General features: G+C 68.7%; 19 protein-coding genes and 1 pseudogene. 8 read left to right on the forward strand and 12 right to left on the reverse strand.

What is annotated here, in order from left to right:
• Positions 1-202: 202 nt before the first annotated feature.
• A complete protein-coding gene (locus tag HUA78_RS40380) occupies positions 203-1,780 on the reverse strand; it encodes a serine hydrolase (RefSeq protein WP_174478635.1) in 1,578 nt (525 codons plus the stop codon).
• 267 nt (positions 1,781-2,047) lie between these two features.
• Here HUA78_RS40380 and HUA78_RS40385 point away from each other — a divergent pair, with 267 nt between their 5' ends.
• Both HUA78_RS40385 and HUA78_RS40390 read left to right on the forward strand, forming a co-directional pair.
• Positions 2,048-4,267: a phosphodiester glycosidase family protein gene (locus tag HUA78_RS40385; protein WP_174478636.1), complete on the forward strand. Its 2,220-nt coding sequence runs from the start codon at positions 2,048-2,050 to the stop codon at positions 4,265-4,267.
• Positions 4,268-4,390: 123 nt separating this feature from the next.
• Positions 4,391-5,011, forward strand: a complete 621-nt coding sequence (locus tag HUA78_RS40390; RefSeq protein WP_174467902.1) for a hypothetical protein — start codon at positions 4,391-4,393, stop codon at positions 5,009-5,011.
• 203 nt (positions 5,012-5,214) lie between these two features.
• Here the strand turns inward: HUA78_RS40390 and HUA78_RS40395 are convergent, their stop codons facing one another.
• The 7 genes from HUA78_RS40395 to HUA78_RS40425 all read right to left on the reverse strand — a co-directional run bounded on the left by HUA78_RS40395 (position 5,215) and on the right by HUA78_RS40425 (position 12,056).
• Positions 5,215-5,934 (reverse strand): double-CXXCG motif protein, encoded by a 720-nt coding sequence (locus HUA78_RS40395; RefSeq protein WP_174478637.1) that lies wholly within the window; start codon positions 5,932-5,934, stop codon positions 5,215-5,217.
• Between the two features lie 6 nt (positions 5,935-5,940).
• Complete coding sequence (locus HUA78_RS40400) at positions 5,941-6,612, reverse strand: TIGR02269 family lipoprotein (RefSeq protein ID WP_174478638.1); 672 nt, start codon at positions 6,610-6,612, stop codon at positions 5,941-5,943.
• Between the two features lie 116 nt (positions 6,613-6,728).
• Entirely contained in the window at positions 6,729-7,541 is an 813-nt protein-coding gene (epsA, locus tag HUA78_RS40405; protein ID WP_141642493.1) for an exopolysaccharide biosynthesis glycosyltransferase EpsA, read from the reverse strand.
• Entirely contained in the window at positions 7,538-9,913 is a 2,376-nt protein-coding gene (gene epsB, locus HUA78_RS40410) for a GH44 family glycoside hydrolase EpsB (RefSeq protein WP_254624166.1), read from the reverse strand. Before epsB ends, epsA begins: the two co-directional genes overlap by 4 nt.
• 36 nt (positions 9,914-9,949) lie before the next feature.
• Positions 9,950-10,504 (reverse strand): serine O-acetyltransferase EpsC, encoded by a 555-nt coding sequence (epsC, locus tag HUA78_RS40415; RefSeq protein ID WP_254624167.1) that lies wholly within the window; start codon positions 10,502-10,504, stop codon positions 9,950-9,952.
• 5 nt (positions 10,505-10,509) lie between these two features.
• Positions 10,510-11,538, reverse strand: coding sequence for an exopolysaccharide biosynthesis glycosyltransferase EpsD (gene epsD / locus HUA78_RS40420; protein WP_141642495.1), 1,029 nt, complete (start codon positions 11,536-11,538; stop codon positions 10,510-10,512).
• Complete coding sequence (locus HUA78_RS40425) at positions 11,535-12,056, reverse strand: hypothetical protein (RefSeq protein WP_254614008.1); 522 nt, start codon at positions 12,054-12,056, stop codon at positions 11,535-11,537. The genes epsD and HUA78_RS40425 overlap by 4 nt, the downstream gene beginning before the upstream one ends.
• A 70-nt stretch (positions 12,057-12,126) precedes the next feature.
• Here HUA78_RS40425 and epsE point away from each other — a divergent pair, with 70 nt between their 5' ends.
• From epsE to mgtE, 4 genes and pseudogenes are all read left to right on the forward strand, one after another.
• A complete protein-coding gene (gene epsE, locus HUA78_RS40430; RefSeq protein ID WP_371745781.1) occupies positions 12,127-13,428 on the forward strand; it encodes an exopolysaccharide biosynthesis GT4 family glycosyltransferase EpsE in 1,302 nt (433 codons plus the stop codon).
• Positions 13,429-13,767: 339 nt separating this feature from the next.
• The gene (epsF, locus tag HUA78_RS40435) at positions 13,768-15,330 is read left to right on the forward strand and encodes a response regulator EpsF (protein WP_174460403.1); all 1,563 of its coding nucleotides are present in this window, start codon (positions 13,768-13,770) and stop codon (positions 15,328-15,330) included.
• Positions 15,331-15,432: 102 nt separating this feature from the next.
• Positions 15,433-16,416: pseudogene (locus HUA78_RS40440) on the forward strand (hypothetical protein); the annotation flags it as partial.
• Between the two features lie 245 nt (positions 16,417-16,661).
• Entirely contained in the window at positions 16,662-17,981 is a 1,320-nt protein-coding gene (gene mgtE, locus HUA78_RS40445; RefSeq protein ID WP_174460404.1) for a magnesium transporter, read from the forward strand.
• 4 nt (positions 17,982-17,985) lie between these two features.
• Here the strand turns inward: mgtE and wzy are convergent, their stop codons facing one another.
• Positions 17,986-19,569: an exopolysaccharide repeat unit polymerase gene (wzy, locus tag HUA78_RS40450; RefSeq protein WP_246137746.1), complete on the reverse strand. Its 1,584-nt coding sequence runs from the start codon at positions 19,567-19,569 to the stop codon at positions 17,986-17,988.
• 54 nt (positions 19,570-19,623) lie between these two features.
• Between wzy and epsH the strand changes: the two genes are divergently transcribed.
• Positions 19,624-20,931, forward strand: coding sequence for an exopolysaccharide biosynthesis glycosyltransferase EpsH (gene epsH / locus HUA78_RS40455; RefSeq protein WP_174478639.1), 1,308 nt, complete (start codon positions 19,624-19,626; stop codon positions 20,929-20,931).
• Positions 20,932-21,048: 117 nt separating this feature from the next.
• Here the strand turns inward: epsH and HUA78_RS40460 are convergent, their stop codons facing one another.
• On the reverse strand, positions 21,049-21,459 hold the full coding sequence (locus HUA78_RS40460) for a carboxypeptidase-like regulatory domain-containing protein (RefSeq protein ID WP_246137745.1): 411 nt from the start codon (positions 21,457-21,459) through the stop codon (positions 21,049-21,051).
• A gap of 143 nt (positions 21,460-21,602) precedes the next feature.
• Positions 21,603-22,289 (reverse strand): hypothetical protein, encoded by a 687-nt coding sequence (locus HUA78_RS40465; protein ID WP_174478640.1) that lies wholly within the window; start codon positions 22,287-22,289, stop codon positions 21,603-21,605.
• A 227-nt stretch (positions 22,290-22,516) separates the two neighbouring features.
• On the opposite strand from HUA78_RS40465, the gene HUA78_RS40470 reads away from it, so the two are divergent.
• Positions 22,517-24,214 carry a DUF4091 domain-containing protein gene (locus HUA78_RS40470; protein ID WP_174478641.1) on the forward strand — a complete coding sequence of 566 codons (1,698 nt, stop codon included), beginning with the start codon at positions 22,517-22,519 and terminating at the stop codon, positions 24,212-24,214.
• On the opposite strand, the gene HUA78_RS40475 is transcribed toward HUA78_RS40470, so the two are convergent.
• Positions 24,215-26,404 carry a von Willebrand factor type A domain-containing protein gene (locus HUA78_RS40475; protein WP_174478642.1) on the reverse strand — a complete coding sequence of 730 codons (2,190 nt, stop codon included), beginning with the start codon at positions 26,402-26,404 and terminating at the stop codon, positions 24,215-24,217.
• Between the last annotated feature and the right edge of the window lie 6 nt (positions 26,405-26,410).

A 26,410-nucleotide genomic window follows, 5' to 3' on the forward strand; every position in this document is an offset into this window, starting at 1 on the left:
GGACGAGGACGATGGTGTCGGGCTGGGTCTGGGTCTTCTGGACGGTGGCGCTCATGGCGTACTCCCTCTTGGGTTCACCGCGTCTGCCGCGGTGTGCGTTGCTGACAAGAGGAACAGTAGAGACCTGCGCGTCCGTGAAAAATGGGGCGCTGGGCAGAGGACTGTTTCCACGCGGGAAACAATCCTCCCCAGGGGAGACCCGCTACTTCGAGGCCGCGCCGAGCTTCTCCAGCATCATCACGGCGTTGTTGTTCTTGGGGTCCAACTCCAGCGACTTCTTGTAGCGGAAGATGGCCTCGTCCTTCCGCCCGGCCTCGGCGTAGCCCTCACCCAGGCTGTCGTGGGCGTTGGAGTCCTCGGGGTAGAGCTCGACGTTGGCCTCGAACATCTTCACGGCGTCGGGGACCTTGCCCGAGCGCAGGAGCGAGTAGGCGATGTCGTTGAGGACGGCGGGGGACAGCTGCTTGTCCTCGGGTGTGGCGGCGCTCTTGCGGGCCTTGAACCAGGTGATGGCGGCATCGGCGCCCTTCAATCGCGTCAGCAGGTCCACCGTGGTGAAGGGACTGTCGGGAGCGAGCGTGTAGCCCTTCCAGCCGTACTCGGCCATGACGCTCGCGATGATGGGCTCGAAGAGGCGCGAGCCCGCATCCGAGTTGGTCATGATGGCCACGCCGCTGCCCGACTCGAAGGCCATGAGGAAGCAGCGGTAGCCCTCGTTCGAGCCGCCATGGCCGAACCAGTCCTGGTCCGAAGGACGCTCGAAGCCGATGCCGAACCTCTCCGATTGGCGGGTGAGCATCTGCTTCGCCATCGCCTGGGACACCACGCGGCGGGACTGCCCCTTCGTCGCCTTGGACATCTCCAGCGCGACGCGGGCGAGGTCCGACGGCGTCGTCCACAATCCGGCGGGGGCCATCTCCGGGTAGACATGCCAGCGGCCCTCGACGCTCTTGCCCCCGGAGTACGTGCCGCTGGCCGCCATGGGCGCCAGGTGCTTGGGCAGCGGCTGCTCGTAGGTGCTGTGCTTCATGCCGAGCGGCGCGAGCACGGTCTCCTTCATGATTTGGGGGAAGGGCTTCTTGAGCTGATCCACCAGCATCTGCTGGACGATGGTGGTGCCTCCGCCGCTGTAGCGCGTCAGCGTGCCGGGCACGGTGTCCACGCGCACGGCGGACGTGTTCGCGGGCTTCTCACCATCGAGCACCTGCTGGGTCGTGGGCACGGGCCCGGTGACCGAGTAGCCGGGGAAGCCGCTCACCGTCGTCCCCGCGCTGTGCGAGAGCAGCCGGCGCAGCGTCACCTTCTGCTCCTTGGTGAACTCGTTGTCGGGCAGCTTCCAGGAGATGAGCGTGTCGTTGATGTCCGCGTCGAGCGACCACTTGCGCTTCTCCGCGTGGTGCATCGCGGCGAGCGCCGCCACGGGCTTGCTGATGGACGCGGCCTGGAAGAGCGTGTCGACGGTGACGGCGTCGGTGCCGCCCACCTGCTTCACTCCGTACCCCTTGGCCCAGATGAGCGAGCCCTGGTCGAACACGGCGATGCTCACGCCAGGGATGCCATACAGCTCCATCCACTGAGGCAGCGAGAGCTGACGTGGCGCCTCGCCGGGGAGGGTTACCGCGGGCAGGCCCTGCTCCACGCGAGCGATGCGGGCGGCCTCGGTGGGCCGGGCCAGCCACTGCGTCGCGGGCTTGCGGGTGTCCGCGGCGGTGAGGAGGCCCAGGGCCGTGAGGCCCGAGAGGGCCACGGTGAGGAGGCGGGACGAAGGTCTTGGGTTCATGGAAGGGGTTCCTGGAGGGACTCGCGTGAAATGCCGCGTCACACGAACCCTACGCGGTTCCCCCGGGTCGCTTGCGCTCGTCTGCTCATGAGGCGTGTCACGACCCCGTGGAAACCCCCGAGCGGACACCCACCAATGTCCTGCGGCAACCCCTGGAGGTGTCGAGCGGGGAACAGACGCGCTGGGTTCAGCGTGCGCTGGGAAACCCCGAAATCACCGAATCGAAAATGAGGAGACGGGCTTCGACTTTCCGGGAGGAAGTGACGCATGGGGGGCACGGCAGCGATTCGAGGTGGCTCACCGACGACGTCGTCGACGGGGACCGCCGAGGCGGATGCGGCCCGGCGTGCGGAAGAGGCTCGGCGTCGCGCGGAGGCGGCGAGGAAGGCGGCGGAGGCCGCGCGTCGTGCCGCCGAGGAGTCGCGTCGTGCCGCGGAGGCCGCTCGTCGCGCGCAGGAGAAGGCGCGCGCGGAGGCGGCGAAGGCGAAGTCCCAGGCCGAGGCGCCGGGGCAGACTCCGACAGAGGCGAAGGACTCCAGGAAGGAGGCCGTGGAGGCGCAGCGGGCGGAGAAGCTCGCCGCGCAGCGGACGGCTCGGGCCGAGGAGTCGCAGCGGGCCGCGGAGGAGCATGCCGCGCGCTCCGCCCAGCGTGCGCAGGGCGCGATGCGTGAGGCGAACACGCAGGCGGGTGTCCAGGGCCTGCCGCCTCCGTATGACGCGCAGCGCCTCTCGGGCGCCACGTCCAATCCGGTGCGGAGCAGTGTGTCGAGCTTCGAGGACGCCTCGCGCAACGTGCTGCGCGACAAGCTGCTGGGCCATGTGCCTGCGCCCCCGGGGAGCTCGGAGGCGTCGTCGCTGCTCACGGAGGACGCGAAGGACGGCAAGGTCAACTGCCTGGATACGGCGGCGGACTGGGTGGACAAGGCGTCGCCGGAGTTGCTCGCGCGCTCGGAGATGGTCTTCCTGAAGGACCAGCGGCCGGGGACGGAGGGCCAGACGGGGCACGTGGTGGTGCGCCAGGGCGAGCAGGTGTTGGACCCGACGACGAACAAGTCGTACGAGTCGTTGGACGCGTACAAGAAGGCGCAGCCGCAATACACGGAGGCGGGGACGGTGTCGGCGACGGATGCGAAGCGCATCTTCGACACGCCGCCCGGTTCACCCGCGCGCGCCGCGGAGCTGGACAAGGCGAAGCTGTCTCCCGAACTCCAGTCGATGATGGTCGCGGACGTGAGCACGCCGGAGAAGGAGGCGTGGGACCGCTACGACGCGCACGTGAAGAAGGGCCTGGACTTGAGGGACGTCCCAGGGGGCCTGCGCCAGGAGCTTCGCGCCGAACACACCGCGACGACGCAGCGGCTGAAGGACGAGGCGAACAAGGAGTCTGTCGACCGACTGCGACAGGAGCTGGGCGCCACGCCGGAGGGCCAGAAGGCGCTCGCGGACCTGGATGCGCGCGGTGTCCAGGTGAACGTGGTGGACGACGCGTCCTATCCGGAGCTACCCGGCGAGAAGACGGACGGCTACGCGTTGCCGGGCAATGGGGACATCACGTTGCGCCGCTCGGCGGCCACGTCGGACGTGTTGCTGCGCGAGGCCCAGAACTCGGCGCGGACGCAGGAGCTGAAGCTGCCGACGACGGAGGCGGACGGGAAGCGGCTGTCCGCGGCGGTGACGGAGCGCATCAACGCGAACCCAAGACAGCCGGTGGAGTTCGAGGCCGATGGCCTCCACGTGGTGGCGATGAAGAACGCCACGCCATCCGTTGTCGAGCATGGGGGCAGCATCGTCGACAACGTGTTGGGGAGCTGGGCGAGGCCGGAGGCGGCGAAGCCCTTCTCCAAGCTGGCGCAGGAGGAGGGGCGCCAGCCAGGCAGCGACACCATCATCAACACCAGCTTCTATGGCGTCCCTTCCTCCGGGAGCAGTCCGGTGGGCAAGGTGATTGAGAACGGGAAGGTGCTTGGGGGTGAGTCGTCACCGGACCGGTTCTATGCGGCGTGGACGTCGAGTGGCCTGAAGTTCGGGCAGGGAGATCCGCCGGCGGATTCGAAGGTGGCGTTTGGCGGGGCGGTGCCGCTCATCATCAACAACACGCCGTATGGGGACGGGAATCAGTACAAGCCCGGGACGTCCTCGTCGGCGCCGCTCACGGGAGACCCGGGGGCTTATGCGTCCGACCTGACGCAGCGGAACAACGAGGGCTTCAAGGACCAGAACGAGCGGGGTGCGAACAGTGGAAAGGTCGTCGTCGGTTACGACCGGGACACGGGCACCACGTATGTCGTCGCGCAGGACGACGGGTCGAAGCCGGGCAAGACGCTCGCGGAGATTCGCGACTCGCTGGTGAAGCTGGGGGTGGATGACGCGGTGTCGTTCGACGGCTCGGACTCGGCCACGCTGGTTCGGGATGACCAGGTAAAGGTGGACCCTGGTGGCGTGAAGGACAGGACCATCCCCTACGGGCTCAAGCTGAGCCTGCCGTGACGTGGGGGACGGGGGCCCGGATGTGTGTCGGGCCCCGGAAAAGTAATTCCCGATGTAACCGTGTGGGCGCTTCTGGCGAAGAAGGGGTGTCTGTCCCTCATCGCACTTGGAAGGAAGTGACCCGTGAATTCGCTGACCAAGGTGGATGGCCGTTCGACGATGCGCCAGCAGGGCCCGAAGGCGGATGACGCGCAGCGCGCGGATGATGCACGCAAGAAGGCGGAGGCGGAGGTTCGGGCGGCGAAGGCGGCGAAGGAGGCGGAGAAGAACGCGCGCAAGCAGGCCGAGGCCGCGGAGAAGGCGCTCGACGAGGCTTCGAAGACGCGGGTGGAGGCGGAGATGAAGGCGAATGCTCCGGGGCAGACGCCGAAGCAGCAGGAGGCCTCGGCGAAGGCGCTCGCGGAGGCGCAGGCGGACGAGCAGACCGCCCTGGTGAAGTTGGCCAACGCGCAGAAGAAGCTCGAGTCCGCTTCCGCGAAGGCGTCCGAGTCCACGCGTCGCGCGGATGAGGCGAAGAAGAAGGCGAACGACGCGGCGGAGCGGGCGGGGCAGCCTCGGCCATTTGGCAAGGAGCAGCCCAAGGCCAACGAGAAGTCGCAGTCGACCTTCGAGGACGGGCAGCGCCAGCCGGACATGGAGAAGATGATGGGCCGGACGCAGTCCGCGAACAGCATGGAGCCGGCATTCTCCTCGGACATGCCGATGATGAAGCCCTCGGAGATGATGCAGTCGATGAGCGTCTGAGCGCGGCTCCGCTCACTTCGGCGTGGCGTGGTCCAGGACTTCCTTCCAGGCATCGAGCGCCCCGGAGTCTTGAGAGGCGCGGGGCGCCGATTCCGCGCCGCCCAAACGAGGTGCGAGGTGTTGGCCCTGACAATGTCAGATGTTGGCCATCTGAGCGAAGAAGCGTCAGCCCAGGCCAAGGCGGAAGCCGGGAACCCATCACCTCATCGAGTGGGCAGTTCTCGGAACGTGAGGCCCGTCAGCTCCAACTCGTGGACCGCCTCCACGAAGCGCTCGGTGCCGATGACCATGGTCGCGAAGTTGCCGACGCGGAACAGGTCGATGTCGGTCGGAAGCGAGGCTGCGTCGAGGATGGGGCCTTGGGGCCGAGAGAGGGCGAATCGGCCGCAGGTCTGACAGGGAGGCGGGACGTCGGCGGGGATGCAGTCTGGATGGAGTCGACCGTGGGGCTCCACCTGAAGCTCCAGCAGCTCGGGTGGATTCGTCTTCCGCCAACGCAGCTCCGTCTGGCAGCCCTTCAGCCCGCGTGGATGTTGGGCCTGGAGTCGTTCCAGTGCGTCACGGTGGATGAGCAACACGTCGATGAGCCACGCGAAGTCAGGCAGGTTGCCGGAGGCGGTGCCTACCAGCGGGCCGAATCTTGTGCCGGGCGGGAGCGGGGCGCGCGCGGGTGCGAGAGGGCGTACCTGTTCACGCAGGCGTGCGAACTCGATGAAGGGCTCGGGGCGGGCTCGTTCGTAGGCAGGCTGCTCGGGATGCGATGAGAGGTCGACGCAGGGGTACGTGTGGCCTGCACCGCTCCAGGTGATGCCGCAGGTGTGGCACTTCGCTCCAGGCAGCTTCCACTTGTGCGCGCCGTGGACTTGGCCCCCATGCTGCTCGGCGACATCGTCGTCCTCACGTACCCAGAAGAACCGGCTCATCCGTGCTCACGCTCCTGGACGGGAATAGTAGTTCTGGATGGGGCCGCCCAAGAGTTGGAAGCGGTAGATGAGTTCTCCCGCGTGCTTGAAGATCTGCTCGGGACTGGCGTTGGGTTCGTCCCGTCTGAAATCTCGCCACGCCTGGTTCCATCGTCCTCCTCGTGGACCCTCGTTGTGAATCCGGTGATGGAGGTCTCGGGGGATGGGCATGGTGTAGTGGTGGATCTTGACGCCTTGTCCCTCGAACCACTCCTTGAGTGCCGGCTCCTGGGGAAAGATGTGGTGTCGTTCCCATCGTCCCGGTGGGAGTTGGCGGGAGGGTGGAACGAGCCGCTCGGGAGCGCCGTTCCAGTTGGGGAACACCATGAGGGCTCCGCGAGGGAGTCGCTGTCCTCCACCCCAGTTTCGTCGAGGCCCCATGCCTGGAGCCGCTGCGGCTGCGGGTGGGCGAGAGGGTGGAAAGCGCGCCAGCTCGATTTCGCTGGGGGTGTCCTCACAGCGGTAGAAGCCACAGGTGTCACCCAGGCAGAGCAGGGTGACGCACTGGTCCTCTTCCGGGATCTGGCATTCCACCTCTGCCTCGTTCCACTCCTCTTGGAGGGGTGCCCGAGGCACGCTGGAGCAGCCGATCCAGACAGACGCGAGGAGCAGAACCAGCGTGATGGGTTGCGAGCGCATGCGCATGAAAGCTTAATCCAGGAGCAGTCTGTAGGGACGGGTACAGCGATGCATTGGCTTTGCGCGGCCAGGATTTGAAATGGCGCGGGCAATCCGGGTGCAACGTTGGCTGGTGGCTACTCCGACTTCCCACCCGTCCGCTGCCAGAACTCACGCACCAGAATCGTCGCGAAGCGCGAGTCATTCAGGATGTACCGGCGCCACAGGCGCTTGGGTTCATTGACCAGACGGTAGAGCCACTCGAAGCCCGCCTTGGAAATCCACTGCGGCGCGCGCTTCGCCGTACCCGCGATGAAGTCGAACCCCGCCCCGATGCCAATCGCCACGGTGGGCCCCAGCTTCCCGGCCACCTGCGAAATCCACACCTCCTGCTTCGGACTCCCCAACGCCACGAAGAGCAGGTGCGGATCCGCCTCCCGAATCTTCGCCACAATCGGGTCGTTCTGCGCATCCCCCCCATCCGTCTTCACCATCGGCGAGTCCCACCCCACCACCTCCACGCCGTACGTATCCTTCACCTGCTTCGCCACCTTCGCCGCCACGCCAGGGCCCGCGCCGAGCAGGAACACCCGCCACTTGCGCTCCGCCCCCAGCTTCATCAGCGGGAGAATCAAATCCGAGCCGGCGATGCGCTCGGGCAACGTCACGTCCATCGCCTTCGATGCCCAGACAATCGGCATCCCATCCACCACCGAAATCGTGGCGCGCGAGTACGCCTCGCGGAACTGCACGTTGTCCTCCGCCAGCACCACGTGGTCCACGTTGGCCGTGAAGACGTAGCCGCCCTGGTGCAAATCAACCAGGCGCCCAATCTGCTGCACGGCGTCCTCGAACGTCAGCTGGTCGATGGCCAACTGCCCAATGTGCAGGCGCGGGCGGCCCGTGGTGAACGGCGTCGGCTTCGGAGTCTCGGGGGTCGCGGCACTCATGGCTTCTTCACCGTCAAATCAAGCACTGTCATCGAGTAGGGCGGCAGCCGCTGCGTCAGCGTCCCCGCCGTCTTGCTTCCAGCCGTCTGCTCCAGGAACCCACCCGGCGCGCCCGAATACCCGAGCACGCGCGCACCCTCGAGCGTCCCACAACCCTTCAACTCGACCCGAGCCTGCGCGGCCTGGTCCGGGTCGAAATTCAACACCACCGCCACCAGCTTCGTCCCCGACTCGTCTCGCGAGGCGAACACGCTGGTGCCCTCCTCCGCCTTCGCCGGCACCCAGTAGTCCTGGAAGTGCCCACCGCGCCCGTCGAAGTCCCTGAACGCTCGAAACGCCCAGAACACCGGGCTGCCATTCGTGGGGTACTGCCAGAAGTACGCGGAGTAGATGTTCTCCTGCGCGAAGCGACCCAGAGCCTCGGCCTGCGCCAGTCCGCCGCTCATGTGGCCGAACGCGCCGAAGTTGTACTCGCCGATGGAGATGCTCCGGCCCGGGTAGTTCTGCGCGATCCACTCCTTGAGGCGCGGCAACAGGCGCACGGGCTCTGCAATCCAGGACTCGTCCTTGTATGTCGGGTCCCACAGGCCCCGCGTCGAGCGGATGCGGCGCGCGTTCGTCTCCGGGTCCGTGTTCCCTTCCAACCCCACACCGACGTTCGTCTGCGGGTAGAAGTGCACGTCCACCACGTCGAGGATGCGCACGCCCGTCTTCTTCTCGTGCTCGCGCAGCTGCCGCAGGTACCACGGCAACAGCGGCACATCTCCGTGCGCGCGGCGGTCCGAGTGCGGCGCCTTGCCCGGCGCGAAGTCCGCCGCCGACCAGAGGTAGTTCGTCCAGCCCCACTCGGCCGGGCCCGCGATGAGCGCCTCCGGGTCCGCCTTCCGCACCGCGGTGCCGTACGCAATCGTCCGGGACAACAGCCCGTCGTACGTCAGCGGCTCCGGGAAGACATCCCGATGCGTCGAGTTCCAGAGCATGGGCTCGTTGTCCAGGATGTACATCCGGACGTTGCGCTCGCCACCGCGCGCGAGGTCCCGCTCGCGGATGGTGCGGACCCACTCGGCGACGAACTCGGGCGAGGCCTCGGTGCTCGTCTGAGACGGCGCACCCGGCTTCAGCGGTGTCCCATCGCGCGTGACGCCGTTGCCGGAGCCGTTGTCCTCGCCGCGCTGCGGACCGAACTTCGACACCGGGAAGCCCACCGACGTCGTGTCCTTCGCCACCCAGCCAATCAGCGGCACCGTGACGGCGGACATCATGCCGTGCTTCCGGTTGGAGGCGATGAAGTCCTCGTAGCTCAGGCCGATGTCCACGTTCTGGAAGAACCAGTCGTTGGCCGTGTTCCACGCGCCGCCCAGCTTCCAGTTGTAGCGGGACGTGGGGTTGCCGCCCCAGCGGCGCGTCGTCGCGCCCATGCGGTACTGGTGCTGGTCCTTCTTCTCGCGCAGGCCATCCATGGCGATGCCGTAGATGAGCGGGCTGATGCGATGGCCGGGCGCGGTGCAGTCGATGGTCAGCTTCGTCTCGCGCCCGCTGCCCTTGCCGGTGCGTCCCCCGCCCGCGGCGAGCGCGGCGGCGACCTCGGGAGGCAGCGGCACCAGCGACACCTTGTCGAAGAGCACCCAGTCGCGCCCCACGTCCTTGGACGCGCGCAGCACCACGCGGTCGAACGCCTCGCCGCGCGGGTTGAGCAGCTCCATGGGGATGAGGATTTCAGACCACTCGCCGTCCTTGCGGACCTGGAGCTCGGAGGTAATCGGGATGCGCGGGAAGGAGGTGGAGCCCTGCGCGTCCAGCCGCACTTCGAGGAACTCGCCGTAGGACTCGGGCGCGCTCAGGCGCAGGGACAGCGCGCCGAATGAGCCCTCCAGCTTCGGGCGGTACAGAATCCAGCCTCCGTAGTTGAACAGGCGCATGCGCGCCGGAGCGCCCCGAGGCAGCTCACGCGGCGCCCAGCCAATGTCCTTCCACCCGGTGCCCAGGCCGCCGTCATAGAGCGCCTCCAGCGCGGCGGAGGATGCGGTCGCTCCGGAAGCCGCCGTGGTGCCGGACGCGTTCTTCACCTCGCCGGAGGTCTCCGTGGTGCCGGACGCGTTCTTCGCCTCGCCGGACGCCTTCTCCGCCGAAGCTCCGGCTGTGCTCTTTGCCTCGCCGGAAGCCGCCGTGGTACCGGCAGTGCTCTTCGCCTCGCCGGACGCCTTCTTCGCCTTGCCCGCGGCCTTGGGCGACACGCTGGCCATGGGCTCGGCGCCGGTGCCGTCCTGGGCCTGGAGTCCCTGGGCCACCGCCATCGTGCCGCCGACGACGAGCGCGCACGTCAACACGGCCGCGCCGGCCTTCCTCCGCGAACCCTTCACGCCGTCCTCCATGAACTCATCTCCCCCGGGCTCGCCGTGAGGCGGGCCTCACAGCACCACGTCGTCGGTGTCCTTGCGTGGGAAGACGCGGGCGGGAATGCCCACGGCCACGCTGTCCGGCGGAACGTCCTGGAGCACCACGGCATTCGCGCCAATCCGCGAGCGCGCGCCAATGCGCACCGGCCCGAGGATGCGCGCCCCGGCCCCAATCCACACATCGTCCTCGATGGTCGGGTAGCCGTTGTCCTTGGCGGTGCCCACGGTGTTGTTGCCGTAGAAGCGCACCCGGTCGCCGATGCGCGCGTCGCCGCCAATCACGATGCCCAGGCTGTGCACGAAGTACACGCCCTTGCCCAGCGTGACGTCCTTGCCAATCTCAATCCCCATCACCGCCGTCTGCGCCACGCGCAGCACGTGGTTGACCAGGGGGATGTGGTAGTCGAGCGCGGCCTCGCGGGCGCGGTTCAGCGCGGTGATGCGGTACGAGTCACTGGTGAGCACCATCTTCGCGATGGACTTCGCGCCGGTGTCGCCGTTGGCGGCCTTCGCCAGCTCCAGTGCATCGGAGACCAGCGCGCCGAGCATCGAGCGCTTCGACTTCATGATGTTCATCGTCTCCCCCCGCCCTGGAGGTAACGCGCGACCTCGCGGGCGATGCCAGTCCATCCACCCGCCTCGTTGCGAGCGCCCCGCAGGTACTCCATGCCGTACACCACGGAGGTGCCCGCGAACGCCGCCTTCTCCAGCCCCAGCTTGTCCGCCGCCTTCGCCGCGCGCATCACCGCGCCCGTCAACAGGCGCGTGGCCTCCGGGGCCACCACGGTCGCCGCGAGCAGCGGGCGCGCCAGCGGGTTCGTCTCGAACAGGAGCCGCCACGGATTCACGCCGCGCACGTCCGGGTGCTTGCGCGCCACCTGCGTGTCGAACATGCCGTAGCGGTGCGCGCGCTTGAGCCAGCGCTCGAAGGACACGTGGTCACTGCCGTGCAACACATACGCGTCGCTGGCGAAGACGAAGGAGCAGCCGGCCTTCTCCAGCCGCACGCCCAGCTCCACGTCCTCGGACTGGCCCAGCGACTTGTCGAAGCCGCCCACGCCCACGTAGTCCTCGCGATGGAAGGACACGTTGCCGGTGTACAGGTGGTTGCCGTGCGCGCGGGCGCCGGGGACGGAGAGCTCCTCCGCCATGCGGTGGTTGAGGTACGCGTACCAGCGCTCGAACAGCGGCATGTCGCCAATGGACGGGTCCGGCCGGATGCGGCCGAGCACCACGTGCCGCGAGCCCGCGGGGTGGTGGTCCAGGTGCCGCTCCAGGAAGTCGTTCGCCACCTGCATGTCGTCGTCGGTGACGAGCACGACTTCACCCCGCGCGGCCAGCACGCCCCGGTGCCGCGCGGCCGCGGCGCCCGCGTTGGCTTGCACCTCCACGCGCAGGGCATAGGGCAGCTTCGCGGTGAGGGCGAGCAGCGGCTCCTTCACCGGCTCCTTGGAGCCGTCATCCACGACGACGACCTCGAACCGCTCGGGCGCGAGCGTCTGGGTGGCGAACTGCTCCAGCAGTCGGGAGATGAGGGGGAGCCGGTTGTAGGTGGCGACGACGACGCTGAGGCGGAGCGACGGGGCGTCAGGAGACGTCATGGCTTCTTCTTCCTGGACGACGAGGCCCGGCCCTTCTTCTTCGGCCGGGGGAAGGTGACGCTGCCCACGAAGCGCTCCGCGCCGATGAAGTCCATCGTCTTGCGAGCCGAGCCGAAGTCGGTCTCCCCCAGGGTGACGCACAGGAGGACGCCGTCGGCGGCGAGCGCCAGGGGGAGGCTTGCGGGACGGGTGAGGACGGAGTCGATGACGGCCACGACGCGCTCACCCCGGGCGACGCGCTCGCGCAGCTCCAACACGCGGCGGGGCGCCTCCGCGGGGGAGATGCTGGTGGCGTCTTCCAGGTGGATCTTCTGCGTGGCCGCGTACGGGGCGCCGGCCTCCAGGATGGCGGTGGCGGCCTCCAGCGCGGGGGCGCCCGGGTGGGCGGGGACCACGGTGAGCCAGGCCCAGCCGGTGCGCTCCAGGGCGAACCACAGCCGTTGAAGCGCCGGGGACGGCACGGTGCCGTCGGAAACCTCGGCGTCCGAGGGAGTGGAGGGTGCGCTGGAATCGGCCATGGAGCGCCGCCCGGTATAGCGCAACGCATGGCGTCGGCCCAACGACCTGCCCGGGCGGGCGGGGGAGCGGGTGTCTATCGACCTGCCCCCGGTGATTCCGGGGCCCGCCGCCCGGGCGTGGGGGCGGGCGTGTTATGGAAAGTTCGTGCAGAAGATTGGCTATCTCATCCCTGAGTTTCCCGGACAGACCCACATCTTTTTCTGGCGTGAGCTTCAGGCGCTGCCGGGCAAGGGCGTGACGCCGGAGCTGGTATCCACCCGTCCTCCGCCCGCGCGCATCATTTCGCACAGTTGGGCGCAGGAGGCGATGGCTCGCACCGAGTACCTCTCACCTCCGGGGGCCCTGGGCGTGGCCAAGGCGGCGGCGGAGGTGGCTCGCGCCATGCCCACGGGATGGGCCCGTTGTCTGGCGTCCATTGCTCGCGCGGAGGGCTTGGACGCGAAAGGGCGCGCGCAGCTCCTGGCCTTCGCCGTCATGGGTGGGCGCCTGGCGGCGCTGGCGCGTGAGCGCGGGTGGACGCACGTGCATGTGCATTCGTGTGCCAACGCGGCGCACGTGGCGCTGTTCGCGAACCTCCTGTCGGGGCTGACGTACAGCATGACGCTGCATGGTCCGCTGGACGACTACGGGCCGAACCAGAAGGAGAAGTGGCGCCACGCGAAGTTCGCCTTCGTCATCACGAAGAAGCTGCTGGGGGAAGTGAACCAGGAGCTGGCGGGGCACCTGCCTCCGCGCATCGAGCTGGCGCCCATGGGCGTGGAGCTGGGCAAGTTCAACCGCACGGTGCCGTACTCGGCGTGGACGGGCGAGGGCCCGCTGCGCATCTTCTCGTGCGGCCGTCTCAACCCGTGCAAGGGGCACGCGGACCTCATCGACGCGGTGGGCATGCTGCGCGCGAAGGGCATCGACGCGCGGCTCGCGATTGCAGGCGAGGACGAGGCGGGTGGCACCACGTACCGCAAGGTGCTGGAGGCGAAGCTCGCGGAGACGAAGCTGGGCGACGCGGTGACGCTGCTGGGCGCGGTGAGCGAGGACAAGGTGCGGGGCGAAATCGAGCGCTCGCACATCTTCGCGCTGGCGAGCCTCCAGGAGCCGCTGGGCGTGGCCATCATGGAGGCGATGGCCATGCGCGCGCCGGTGGTGGTGACGGGCGCGGGCGGCGTGAAGGAGCTGGTGGACGACGGCGTGGACGGGCTGCTCGTGCCGCCGCGGGAGCCTCGGATTCTCGCGGAGAAGCTGGAGCAGGTGGCCAGGAATCCGAAGGAAGCCGAGCGCCTGGGTGAGGCCGGCCGTCGCAAGGTGGAGACGCAGTTCAGCAGCGAGAGAAGCGCGGACATGCTCGCGCTGATGCTCCAGCGCGCGGTGGTGTAGTCCGCACGGCGAGGGGTGGCTCGGAGGGAAGGGCGGCATGCGGGCGCCCTCCACGAGCCGCGCCGTGGATCCACGGGGCCTTCAGCGCATCGCCGCCCAGTCGCTCGGACCCTGGCCACGCGCCCGTCGACATGACGGGGGAGCGTGCCGCCGCGTCCCTGGCTCCATACCTTTGGTGCTGAACGGGTGGAATCCTCGTGCTTCTCCGTGAGGAGGGCGACCGGGCGTCCGGGCCCTGTGTCGTCAGGGGCTGGGCGGGCCGAGGTGTCGTGGGGGGCTGATCATCGGGGCCGCGCTGATTAAGCGAAGGGGACCTCGGGAGAGAAGGGAGGACCGGCCTTGGAAGGCACCGAGCAGCTCACCCCTCGCGCTCCCGTCCAGGTGGAGCCACAAAGCACCCGCATCCTCATCGTGGACGACCACGCATCGAACCTGCTCGCGCTGGAGGCCATCCTCGAGCCGATGGGACAACGGCTGGTGAAGGCGTCGTCGGGGAGGGAGGCACTGAGATGTCTCTTGCGCGAGGACTTCGCGCTCATCCTCCTGGATGTGCAGATGCCCGGCATGGATGGGTTCGAGACGGCCCGCATCATCCGGCAGCGAGAGCGCACCCGCTACACGCCCATCATCTTCCTCACCGCGCACGGGCGCGACGAGTCGAACCTGGTGCACGGCTATGCGGCGGGGGCGGCGGACTACGTCGTCAAGCCGTTCCATCCGGACGTGCTGCGCTGGAAGGCGGAGGCCTTCGTCGCGCTCCACCTGCGTCAGCGCGCCTTGCAGTTGCAGGAGGCGGCGCTGTGGGAGCGTGAGCGGCGGGTGCTGGAGCGACAGGGCGAGCAGCGGTTCCGCCGGGTGTTGGACTGCATGCCCCAGTTCGTCTGGGCGCTGCTGGCGGACGGCACCATCAGCTACGCCAACCGGGGATGGCTGGATTACGCGGGGCTGTCACCCGAGCAGGGTCGCCAGCGCGAGGAGAACCTGCGCTGCTTCCATCCGGAGGACGTGGGGCGCGTGCAGCTCACCTGGAATGCCTTGCAGCGCTCGGGGCGGCCGAAGGAGCAGGAGTACCGGCTGCGCCGCGCGACGGACGGAGAGTTCCGGTGGTTCCTCTGTCGCACGCTGCCGGAGCGGGACGAGGTGGGGCGGCTCGTCGGGTGGATATCGACGGCGACGGACATCGACGACGCGCGCCGCGCGGTGGAGTCCCTGCGGGCGACGAGCGAGGCGAAGGACATGTTCCTCACCATGGCGGCGCACGAGCTGCGCACGCCGCTCCAGGCCGCGCGCAGCTACGCGGACCTGGCGAAGGTGAAGGCGGCGGCGGAGCTGACGCCGAACGTGGACCGGGCGCTGGCGGGCATCCATCGCAGCGTGAGCCGCATGGCGCGGCTGGTGGAGAACCTGCTGGACGTGGGGCGCCTGCAGCGTGGAGAGCTGTGCCTGGAGGAGAGCGACGTGGACGTGGGCGTGCTGCTCCACGACGTGGCGAAGCACTTCGAGCCCCTGCCGGAAGGGTGGCGCATCGAGGTGTCTGCGCCGGAGGACCTGTCGCTGCGGGCGGATGGAGAGCGGTTGGACCAGGTGTTCAGCAACCTGGTGTCGAATGCGCTGCGCTATTCGCCGGACGGAGGGGCCATCCAACTGGTCGCGAGAGCGGAGCCCGGGTGGGTGCACGTCGAGGTGATGGACCATGGGCTGGGGATTCCCTCGGACCGGCTGGAGAGCATCTTCGAGCGCTTCGGTCGCGCGCACGGCGTGGCCTACGGCGGGTTGGGCCTGGGGCTGGCCATCGCCCGAGGCATCGTCGAGCGCCACGGAGGACGCATCTGGGCGGAGTCGGCGGGCCGCGCGGGCGAGGGCAGCTCCCTCCACATCCTGCTGCCGAGGTCCTTGAGTTGATGCCCTCGCGCTGAGCGAGTCCTGCCCCCGCGAAATGTCGGAGCGCATTGGTATGGGTGAAGACCACTCAGGTGGTTTGGCGCCCCATGCCGGAGGGCTGCGATGGGTCGTGGTAGGGCATTGGTATGGTGGTTGTTGTTGCTCGGGGTGACGGGTTGCTCGTCGACCCGGGTGGTCCGTCTGGACACGGGCACGGGCTCGCCTCGGGTCCACACTCCGCGAGAGGACGAAGACGCGGCTCCGGTGGAGCTGGATGAGGACGCCTTCGAGGAGGCGGTGGCGAAGCTCGCGCGGGACGTGAGGCCCTTCGAGCATCCCTTGAGGGACGCGCGACAGCGCTTCGGCGTACCGGAGCGTGGCGGGGTGTATCTGTATGAAGGGCGCAGGCTCGTCCCGGTGGGGGACGGGGGTGATGCGTCAGCGCCCCAGTTGCTGGAGTCCTACGCGGACGAGGTGCTGACGCGTGACTACGGCCGCTGGTGTGAGCGCGAGCATCAGGGCGGCGACTGTCTCCGGCTGCTGGAGGAGGGGCCGCTGTTGGGGAGCGATGGCAGGTACGCGCTGGCGCTGGCCATCGCGATGGAGGGGGTCTGGGAGGAGACGGACGAGGCGCTGGAGGGCCTGGCGAATCCACACGCGGTCCGGGCGACGCTGACGGCGTCGGTGGCGATGTACCTGCTCTTGTGGTCGCTGCCGGAGCCGTTGTCGAAGGGGTTGGCGTCGTTGCTGACGGCGACGGCGATTGCGTACCTGGGTGTGGACACGGTGTGGCGGGCGTTGGAGGCGTGGGTGGTGATGGTGCGGAGGGTGGATGCGGCGCGCACGTTCGAGGAACTCAGCGCGGCGGGTGAGGCGTACGGGGACGTGCTGGGAGAGAACGCGGCGCGAGTCTTCGTGATGCTGGCGACCGCGGCGGTGGGGAGCACGGCGGGGCTGGCGGTGACGGGCGTGGGGCTGCCGGGCTCGGAGCAGGCCGCGTTGGCCGTCGAGGGGCAGGCGGGCTTCGCCTTCAGCGCGCTGCGGAGCGTGGAGTCGGTGGCGTTGACGGCGGAGGGGTTCACCGTCGAGCTGGCGCCCACCGCGCTGATGACGGGGCGCGACGCACGGAAGCGGTAGGTGGGCCGCGGGTCGAGGTCGTTCAACCTGGAGGGGATACGGGTTCCTGTCCGAACCCGTGAAGGACTCGTCACGGCTCGTGCGCGCGGGTTCACACTCGTGCTCGCGGGTGTCCTCCAGCGGGCGTTTGAGGTTTCCATGCCTCGGGCGCCGTGCTTGAACGCTTCCCCAGTGCGAGGCCGGCATCCGGCCCCGTGCGCGCAGGGAGGCGAGCCGTGGCCCCCGAGTCGGACCCCATCCACGAGGACGAGCTGCGCGACGCGTGGCCCGTGCTCGCACCTCGAGACCGGGTCGAGGGCTTCCGGCTTTTGCCGCCGTCGAGCGCGGACGACTTCTTCCTCTCCCTCTCCTCGAATGACCAGGCGGGGCTCCTCCAGGCCCTCACCCCGAGCGAGCGGCGCATCTGGATGCGAGTGCTCCCCCCGGACGACGCCGCGGACGTCATCCAGAGCCTCCCCGTCGAGGAACACGCCGCCTGTCTCGCCCTGCTGGATGACACCTCCCGCCGCGAGGTGCAGGTGCTCCTGGCCTACGCCGAGGACGCCGCGGGCGGCCTGATGAACCCGCGCTTCGTGCGCGTGCGGCCGGAGATGAGCATCGACGAGGCGCTCGGCTACCTGCGCCGGCAGGCCCGCGAGCAGGTGGAGACCGTCTACTCCGCCTACGTCCTGGACTCCGAGCAGCACCTGCTGGGCGTGGTCTCCCTTCGCCAGCTCTTCCAGGCCGCGCCCGGGAAGACGGTGCGCGATGTCATGCGGACCGAGCCCGTCACCGTGCGGGAGGACACCCACCAGGAAGGCGTCAGCCGCCTGTTCGCGGAGCACGGCCTGTCGGCCATCCCCGTGGTGGACGCGCAAGGCCGCATGCGGGGCATCGTCACCGTGGACGACATCGTCAGCGTCGTCCAGGAGGAGGCCACCGAGGACATCCAGAAGGTCGGCGGAATGGAGGCGCTCGACGCGCCCTACTTCGACGTGGGCTTCTTCGCCATGGTGCGAAAGCGCGCCGGCTGGCTGCTGGTGCTCTTCGTGTCGGAGATGCTCACCGCCACCGCCATGTCCCGCTACCAGGACGAAATCGCGCGCGCCGTGGTGCTCAGCCTCTTCGTGCCGCTCATCATCTCCTCGGGAGGCAACTCGGGCAGTCAGGCCACCACGCTCATCATCCGCGCGCTCGCGCTGACGGACGTGCGCCTGCGCGACTGGTGGCGCGTGCTGCGGCGGGAGCTGCTGTCGGGCCTGGTGCTGGGCGCGGTGCTCGGCACGGTGGGCCTGGCGCGCATCCTGCTCTGGCAGCACCTGTTCCACAGCTACGGCGAGCACGCGTCGCGGGTGGCGCTGACGGTGGGCCTGTCGGTGCTGGGCGTGGTGACGTGGGGGACGCTGTCCGGGGCGATGCTGCCGTTCGTGTTGAGGCGGCTCGGCTTCGACCCGGCGAGCGCTTCCGCGCCCTTCGTCGCCACGCTGGTGGACGTCAGCGGACTGGTCATCTACTTCACCACCGCGGAGCTGCTCCTGCGCGGCACGCTGCTGTAGCCCTTCAGCTCCGCTTCGCCAGCGCCGGGTCGTCCGCGTTGACGTAGACGATGGCGCCTGGAGGCGGCTCGGGGAGCAGGGGCGCGGTGGGCACCAGCGCGCTGTTCGGCATGGGCCACGCGCCGGTGGCCACGGCGAGCTTCCCGGACGTCACCACGCACAGCGAGGTGATGAACGTGCAGATGTACGAGATGATGCCCATGTCTCCGAACACCTGATTGATGTAGCAGACGATGGCGCCGACGATGACCATGGCTGCGGCGCGGTGCTCGGAGACGTGCGAGCGATGGTAGGAGCGCACCGCGAGATAGAGGGTGACGACCAGGTACATCCACACGCCCGTGTAGCCAACCATTCCACCGAACGCGAACAACCCCAGCAGGGAGTTGTGCGGGTGGTAGCGGTACTGGGGGAACACGAAGGCGATGTTGGGCAGCGGAATCGGCTCCAGGAACTCGTGGCCGTAGCCGGTGCCGAGCAGCGGGAACTGGGTCCACGTCGCGATGACGTCCAGGTTCTCGATGTCGCGATAGTCCAGGTTGCCTTCGCCGCCCTCGCCGTCGATGAGTGAGCGGACCTTGTGCACGGGCGCGAAGGCGCCGCCGCGCGCGTTCCACCCCACCGCGAAGTAGACGACCAGCAGCGGGGCCAGCAGCACCATGCCCCGGCTGAAGGTGCGCTTGATTGCGGGCCATGGGGTGATGAGGTAGCCGGCCAGGAGGCAGCCCACGAAGCTGACGTAGGCGAGCCGGCGGTCGTTGTACATCATGCCCATGAAGATGCAGAACATGAGGAGCAGCCCGCGCAGCGCGTGAGCGCCCTTGGGCTTCTCCAGGAAGCGCATTGTCGCCACCAGCAGCGCGAAGTTGAACGTCATCGAGTCCGAGTGACACGTGGTGTACTCGACGAAGACGCCCATGGAGGGCACGACGATGGCGCCGAAGTAGACGCTGATGGCGGCCTTGGTCAGCCCCGCGGCGATGACGGTGCGCGCGAAGATGGGCCAGTCCTCCGGCCCGCGCATCGCATAGTGATACATCGCGACGATGAACGGCATCATCGCGGCCTGGTGCCACTGCCACAGCGAGTTCTTGATGTCCCCGCCGCGCATGACGCCGCGCACCTCCATGAATAGGATGGCGATGAGGGACAGCGTCACCACGGCGATGAGGGGCCGGGGCATGGGCAGCGCGGGTGGGTCGATTTTCGACCGAGTCACCCGCCGGTACATGGCCAGCCCCAGCAGGCCGAGGATGAGCACGTCGACCAGGGGGAAGCGCAGCGCTCCAATCTTGGTGATGTAGCTGAGCTGGGCGAAGAGCAGCTCACCCAGGGGGTGGAGCGGCGAGGGCCAGAAGCCGGACTGGGGGCGCTCGGGGACGTAGTCCACGGCGAGGACCAGGTAGGTGACGGCCATGACGGGGTAGCGGACGGGGACCTTCACCACCAGCCACAGGACGGCGGCCACCAGGACTGGGGCCAAAGCGACCACAGGGTGCAGCAGGGCCCCGCCCACGGTGGCGAGCACCAGGGTGCCGAGCAGCGCCACGAAGCGCAGGTAGGAAGGCCGGTCCGGGGCGTACGTCACGACGCGGGGGAGGCTACATCTGGAGGGCCGGTTGGGATAGATGAAGGCACACGTATGCCTGCTCCCAGACCACGCGTCCTTCTGATTGCCGAGCTGTGCAACCCTGACTGGGTGAGTGTCCCGCTGGAAGGCTGGTCGCTCTACCGTGCGTTGGCCGAGGTGGCGGACGTGCACCTCGTCACGCATGTGCGCAACCGGGAGAACATCCTGAAGCAGGGGGTGCTGGAGGGCGCTGGATTCACCGCGCTGGACTCCACGCCGGTGGAGAAGCCGCTCGACAAGGTGGGGCAGCTCCTGCGGGGCACGGCGGGCGTGGGCTGGACGACGGCGACGGCGTTGAGCGTGCTGCCGTACTACTACTTCGAGGAGGTGCTGTGGCAGCGCTTTGGCGCGCGCATCAAGGCGAAGGAGTTCGACCTGGTGCATCGCTACACGCCCATCAGCCCGACGACGCCGAGCACGCTGGCGCGGCGGTGCAAGGCGGCGGGGGTGCCGTTCGTGATGGGGCCGCTCAACGGCGGGTTGCCGTGGCCCAAGGGTTTTGGTGGGGCGCGTCGGCGGGAGAAGGAGTGGCTGAGCTACGTGCGGGATGCGTACAAGCTGATGCCCTTCTACAAGTCCACGCGGGAGAGCGCGGCGGCCATCATCACCGGCTCGCGGGCGACGCGGGGGCAGGTGGCGGACACGTGGCAGGGCAAGACGGTGTACGTGCCGGAGAACGCCATCGACACGAAGCGTTTCGGCACGTCGAAGTCGGAGGGGCCAGTGGAGCTGCCCTTGCGAGTGGCCTTCGTGGGGCGCTTCGTGCCGTACAAGGGCATGGCCATGCTGATGGAGGCGGCGGCGCCGCTCATCCGTGAGGGCAAGGTGGTGCTGGAGTACATCGGCGATGGGCAGGAGATGCCGAACCTCAAGGCGCAGGCGGCGCGAGAGGGCATCGAGTCCGGGGTGACGTTCGCCGGGTGGGTGAAGCACCAGGAGTTGCAGGGGCGGCTGTCGAAGAACCACGTGTTCGGTTTCCCGAGCGTGCGCGAGTTCGGCGGCGCGGTGGTGTGCGAGGCGATGGCGTTGGGGTTGGTGCCCATCGTGATGGACTACGGCGGTCCGGGAGAAATCGTCAGTCCGGCGACGGGGTTCGCGGTGCCCATTGGGACGCCGGAGGAAATCGTGGCGCGGGTGCGCGAGGTGCTGACGAAGCTGGTAGCGGACCCGTCCGTCATCCGCCCCATGGGAGAGCGGGCGCGGGAGCGCATCTTCAAATACTTCACCTGGAGGGCGAAGGCGGAGCAGGTGCTGGAGGTGTACCGCTGGGTGATGGGTGAGCGCGAGAAGCCGGACTGGGGCATGCCCCTGGCGGACTGACGCGCGCCTCCCGCACGAAACTAAAGTCGCGTTTGAGTTTCGTGCAAGGTCGGCCAGGAACCCGCACGAAACTAAAATGCCCTTTGAGTTTCGTGCGGAATGACCCGGGCCTCCGTGTCACTTCCGGGTCTGCTTCACGCTGACCGGGGCCGGCGGAGGCGGAGGCGGCAGCTCGAGCAGCTCCACCTTGACGCGCACGGTGCGGTTGGCGCGCAGCAGGATGTCCGAGCGGGAGTAGGTGTTGAAGTCGGGGTGCTCGAACCGCAGCGTGTACGTGCCCGCGGGCAGCATCGGCAGGCGGTAGCGGCCCTGCTCATCCGTCACCGCACCGCGCTCTCCCCTGAAGCTCGGCGAGGTCGCGATGACCGCCACGTCCGCGACGGGCTTGCGACTCTTCACGCCGATGATGGTGCCAATGAACACCCCGGGCGGAGGCGCGTGCTCGGGAGTCTCCGCCCGCGACAGCACTGGCACGGCGACCAGCAACACCAGCATGCACAGCGCATAGGGAGCGATGAGCTTCATCATGGAAACCTCGTTCAGACTCGCGAGTGAGGTGTCCATGTTCTCGACCTGGCCCGCGACAAGCCTCACGCCCGGCTCGTCGCTGCATCACGGTTTCAGCATGGCCGCCGATGCCCTCGCGGGCCCTGAGCCCGACGCTCTTCGCTTCAGCGCTTCGAGACGCTCGACACCGATGTCCGCGAGGACTGCTCCTCCAGGCTTTCGCGCAGGAGCTGCTCGGGAGTCCCCGGTGCCAGCTCCGCCAGGGACTGGAAGCCCCGCGGCGGACCTTGGAGTCCCATGCTCACGCGACGCTCGCCCTCGTCGGCCTCCGCGCCTTGCGTGACGGGCGCGCCCTGAGCCTCCCCCGTTGCCCATGACCCGCGCAGGCTGATGAGGGGCGTGTTGCGCAGGCTCATTACCTCGGTGAACTCCGGGACGTCGGAGATCCGCTCCATCTCGTCCCCCATACGGATGCGCACCTCCGAGCCCGTGACGGCGATGCGTCGGAGGAACTCCTGGTCCACCTGAACCCCCGTTGTCATGGAACCCACGTCGACGGTCGGCGCGACACTCCCTGGCTCCAACGTCTCGATGGGCCCGGTGGCTCGCGCCGCATCCAGGGCGACCACGGGACGGTTCGGGCGCCGCCTCACCGTGGACGTGCGGCTCGCTTCACCTGCCTCCAAGCGGGGCGCCTTCTCCTCCTCGCCCACGCACCCCGTCAGCGACTCGTCCGTGCCAGGTCCCGGGTTCCGAGTGGCGGTGACGCGGACGTCCTCGGACTGAGCCCAGGCGGCCGGGGCCACCCACCACATGAGTCCACACAGCACCCCACGAAGGACGGACTTCATGCGGTCAACCTCGGAGCGTCGAGAGAACACCATCATCCGGAAGCTCCTCGGGATGATCTCCCCGAGAGGCTCCTGACCTGGTCATGGTTTCGTCACGGAGGAGGACGCGGTGGGGTGGATCCACCCGGGGGCAGCCCGGCCCGACACCCGGGCGCAGCGTGTGAAAGCCGACCTTCCGTCCGGAGTGAATCCTCCGGGGTGCCCTGGACTCACTAGCCTTCCGTCCCATGCGCTTGCTCATCCAGGGGTTCATCCTGTCGCTGGTGCTGTCCGGGGTCTCCGCCGCCCATCCCCGCCCTGGCCCCGTCTGGGTCGAGAGCTCCATGGTGAAGATACGGCCCCAGACGCAGCCTCGGGTTGAACGGGAGGTGGAGCTGGTCGGCGCCCGGAACGAATACCTCTCCTTTCAGGTGGGCCTGTACGGAGGCACCTCGGGCCTGCGGGACGTCCGGGCGCGGCTTCCCGCCCTCTGGAACGGCCTTCGTCGCATCGACGGAGCGGACATCCTTCTCTACCGCGAGGCCCTCCTGGACATCACCCGGCCCACCCCGCCGGACACGGAGCCAGGGCGCTGGCCGGACGGGCTGATTCCGGACGTGGACGAGGTCGTCGGTGAGCAGCGCTCGGCCTTCCCGTTCGACGTCCCCGCCCGGGAGGCTCGGGGCCTCTGGGTGGATGTGCGCGTGCCCGAGCATGCGCGCCCCGGGCGCTACCACGGTCTCGTCGAGGTGACGGGCCGGGGCTTGCGCGAGTACGTGAAGGTCCGAGTCACCGTGGTGGAGGCCACGCTGTCCAGCACGCCCTCCCTGCGCACGGCCTTCCTGCTGTGGCCGCCCCACGTCTGCCGCGCCTTCACCGGCGACCCGAGCTGTCCCGTGGACACCCAGGTGCGCCTGCTGAAGCAGTTCCACCAACTGGCGCTGTCCCACCGCTTCACCCTGGCGAGCGCGTTCCCCCGCCTCCCCGAGCAGCCCACCTGGGACCTGCCCGACTACGACACCTTCGCCGCGCGCTGGGGCCCGTTCCTCGACGGCTCGGCGCCGAACCCCCTGCCCGGCGCGCGCATGACGAGCCTCCAGTACCTGGGGCCCGGCACCGCGCCGGACCTCGCGGAGTTCGAGCACGAGGCTCGCACCCGAGGCTGGCTGAGCCGCTCGTTCGACTACGTGGGTGACGAGCCGCCCTATGGCACGTCCTGGGAGGCCGTCACGGAGCGGGCTCGGCTCACGCGCGCCGCCGCGCCGGACCTGCGCACGTTCCTCACCACCACCGTGACGGAGACCCAGGCGCATGGACTCATCGAGGACATCGACATCCTCAGCGTCCTGGTGAACTTCATCGACGGGACGCAGCCCCCGTACGAGGGCAACCAGCGGCCGAAGTACGACGCCTTCCTCGCCAGGCCGAACCGCGAACTCTGGCTGTATCAGAGTTGCATGAGCCACGGCTGTGTGGAGGGCGAGCCGCCGCCGCCGGAGAACAAGCCGGGGCAGGGCTGGCCCTCGTACATGGTGGACCGCTCGGCGGCGAAGGCGCGGGGCATGCAGTGGCTGACCTTCCGCATGGGTGCCACCGGTGAGCTGTACTACCAGACGGTGGGGCTGCTCTCCACGGCGTGGACCACGCAGTTCCGCTTCAACGGCAACGGGGACGGCACGCTCTTCTATCCGGGGCTGACATCGGTCATCGGAGGCACCACGGAGGTGCCGCTGCCCTCCATCCGGTTGAAGCTCATCCGCCAGGGCCTCCAGGATTACGAGTGGCTCCAGCGGGTGAGTGACGCGGGCGACCCGGCGTTCGCGATGCAGGTCGCCGAGCAGCTCATCCCCCACGCGTGGGCGGTGCCCGACGACGGGGCGCTGTTCGAGCGCGCCCGCCTCAGGCTCATCCGACGCTACCTGGAGCTGCGCGCGCGAGAGCGCTAGTTAGAGCACCGAGGGCGCCTGGTCGTAGTCCATGCTCTTCAAGGGGGCGAGCGACTCGAAGCGGTCCTGCCGCTGGTCGAGCGCCGCCGCCTTGCGGATGAGGTCCCCCAGCTCGCTCACGTCCTGACGGTCCTTCAGGCCCACGCCCCGCCACAGCTCCAGCAGCGAGTCGTACGTCAGGGGCCGCGTCCAGTAGGAGCCCCGGAGCTTCTCCGCGAAGGCCGCCGCCACGTAGGCCAGACGCGTCGTCGACTCGGCGGTGGCGAAGGAGGGCCGCAGCGCGGTGACGGGCAGCTTCATCTCCAGCTCCTTCGAGTCCCCACCCTCCGGCGCCTTGTAGCGGATGCGCAGCGTGCCCAGGTTCGAGGCGCCCTCACGCAGCTTCACCTCGTAGAGCGCGGTGACTGAGTGGCCCGCGCCCACCTCGCCCGCGTCCACGCGGTCATCGCGAAACTGCTGCTTCGTCAGCATCCGGTTCTCGTAGCCGAGCAACCGGTACAGGGAGACGTCCTTCGGGTCGAACTCCACCTGGAGCTTCACGTCCTTGGCCACCACCTGCAGTGTCCCGGTGAGGTTCTGCACGAAGATGCGGTGCGCTTCCTTCAGGCCATCCACGTAGGCGTAGTTGCCCTCGCCCACGTGGGACAGGCGCTCCATCAGCGCGTCGTTGTAGTTGCCCATGCCGAAGCCCACGGTGGACAGGGTGATGCCCCGCGCGGCGAAGCCCTTCACCTTGGCCCAGATGCCATCCGCGTCGGAGACGCCGACGTTGGCCACGCCGTCCGAGCAAAGGATGACGCGGTTGATGCCTCCCGGGATGAGGTGCTCGGAGGCGATTTGATAGCCCAGCTCCAGCCCCTCCTGCGCGTTGGTGGAGCCCTCGCTGTAGAGCCCGTCGATGGCTTCGAGCAGGCGGGCCTGCTGGGTCGCGCTCGTGGGCGCCAGCACCCGGCGAGCCTGGGAGCCGTAGACGACGATGGACACGAAGTCCCGCTCATCGAGCTCCTCCACCAGCATCCGCAGCGCGTGCTTCACCAGCCCGAGCCGGTTCTCCATGTTCATCGAACCGGAGACGTCGATGACGAAGACGAGGTGGCTCGGCTTGCGCTGTGCGTCGCTCACCTCGCGCGCCTTCACGCCGATGCGCACCACCTGGTAGCCCTTGCGCACGGGCGAGGGAAAGCCCTCCACGTGGACGCCGAACGGCGCGTCCTCCGCGTCCGCGTAGCCGTAGTCGAAGGTGTTGACGAACTCCTCCACGCGCACGGCCTGTTCGTCGGGGAGGGCCTGGCGCTCCAGGTACGCGCGAGTCAGCGTGTACGAGGCCGTGTCCGTGTCCACGGAGAAGGTGGAGAAGCGCTCCTCCTCCGTGTTCACCGTGGGGTTCACCCCGTGGCCCTTGAAGTACATGTCGAGGAACCGGGCGCCGTTCGGCGGGACGAGGGGCGCGGGCGGCGGGCTCGCTGGAGCGGGGAGGGCAACGGGCGTGGCCGCCGGAGGCGTGGGAGCGGAGGCGTGGCTGACGGACGTGCCCGGCGGTGGGCCGTTGACGCCGTAGGCGCGGCGGGACTCGACGAGGCCGGCGGGACCGATGCCGTAGCTGGTGTTGGGGATGTTGGGGGAGATGGGGCCGGGGTTCGCGACGGGGACTCCGTACTCCTCGTTGTTGCTCGTGCCCGCGAGGGACTCATGGGAGCGAGAGGGTCCACCCCGGCCTCCAGGCCGAGCGACGGCGATGCGCTTGATGAACTCCTGGTCCACGTTGACGCCCGCCGCCGTGCTTGCCACGTCGATGATTTGCCGTGTGCCAGGAGGTGGCGTGATGACGACCTCGATGCCTTCGCCGCGAGAGTTATCGGGAAGCAGGCTGGCGTCGGCGCGCTGGGTTCGCCCTGCCTGGACGCGGACCTGGTGCCGGATGCTGGGATAGAACTGCTTGCCCGCGAAGCGCAGTGTGTAGACGCCCGGTGGAAGCGTGGTCATCCGGTAGCTGCCCCAGGTGTCGGTCTTCGCCGACCAGGAGCCAGACTGCTGGAGCGAGGTCGCGGTCACCTCCACGTCGACGAGGGACTTGTGGCTGCGTGAGTCGATGACCGTGCCGATGAGGGTGCCCGTGGCCTTCCGTGCCAGCGCGGGCAGGGCGAACAGCAGCAACAGGCCACACAGCACACCGCGAATGACTGGCGTCATGACGTC

Origin of the sequence: Myxococcus sp. CA033 (genome assembly GCF_013336625.1) — a bacterium.
GTDB lineage: Bacteria > Myxococcota > Myxococcia > Myxococcales > Myxococcaceae > Myxococcus > Myxococcus llanfairpwllgwyngyllgogerychwyrndrobwllllantysiliogogogochensis.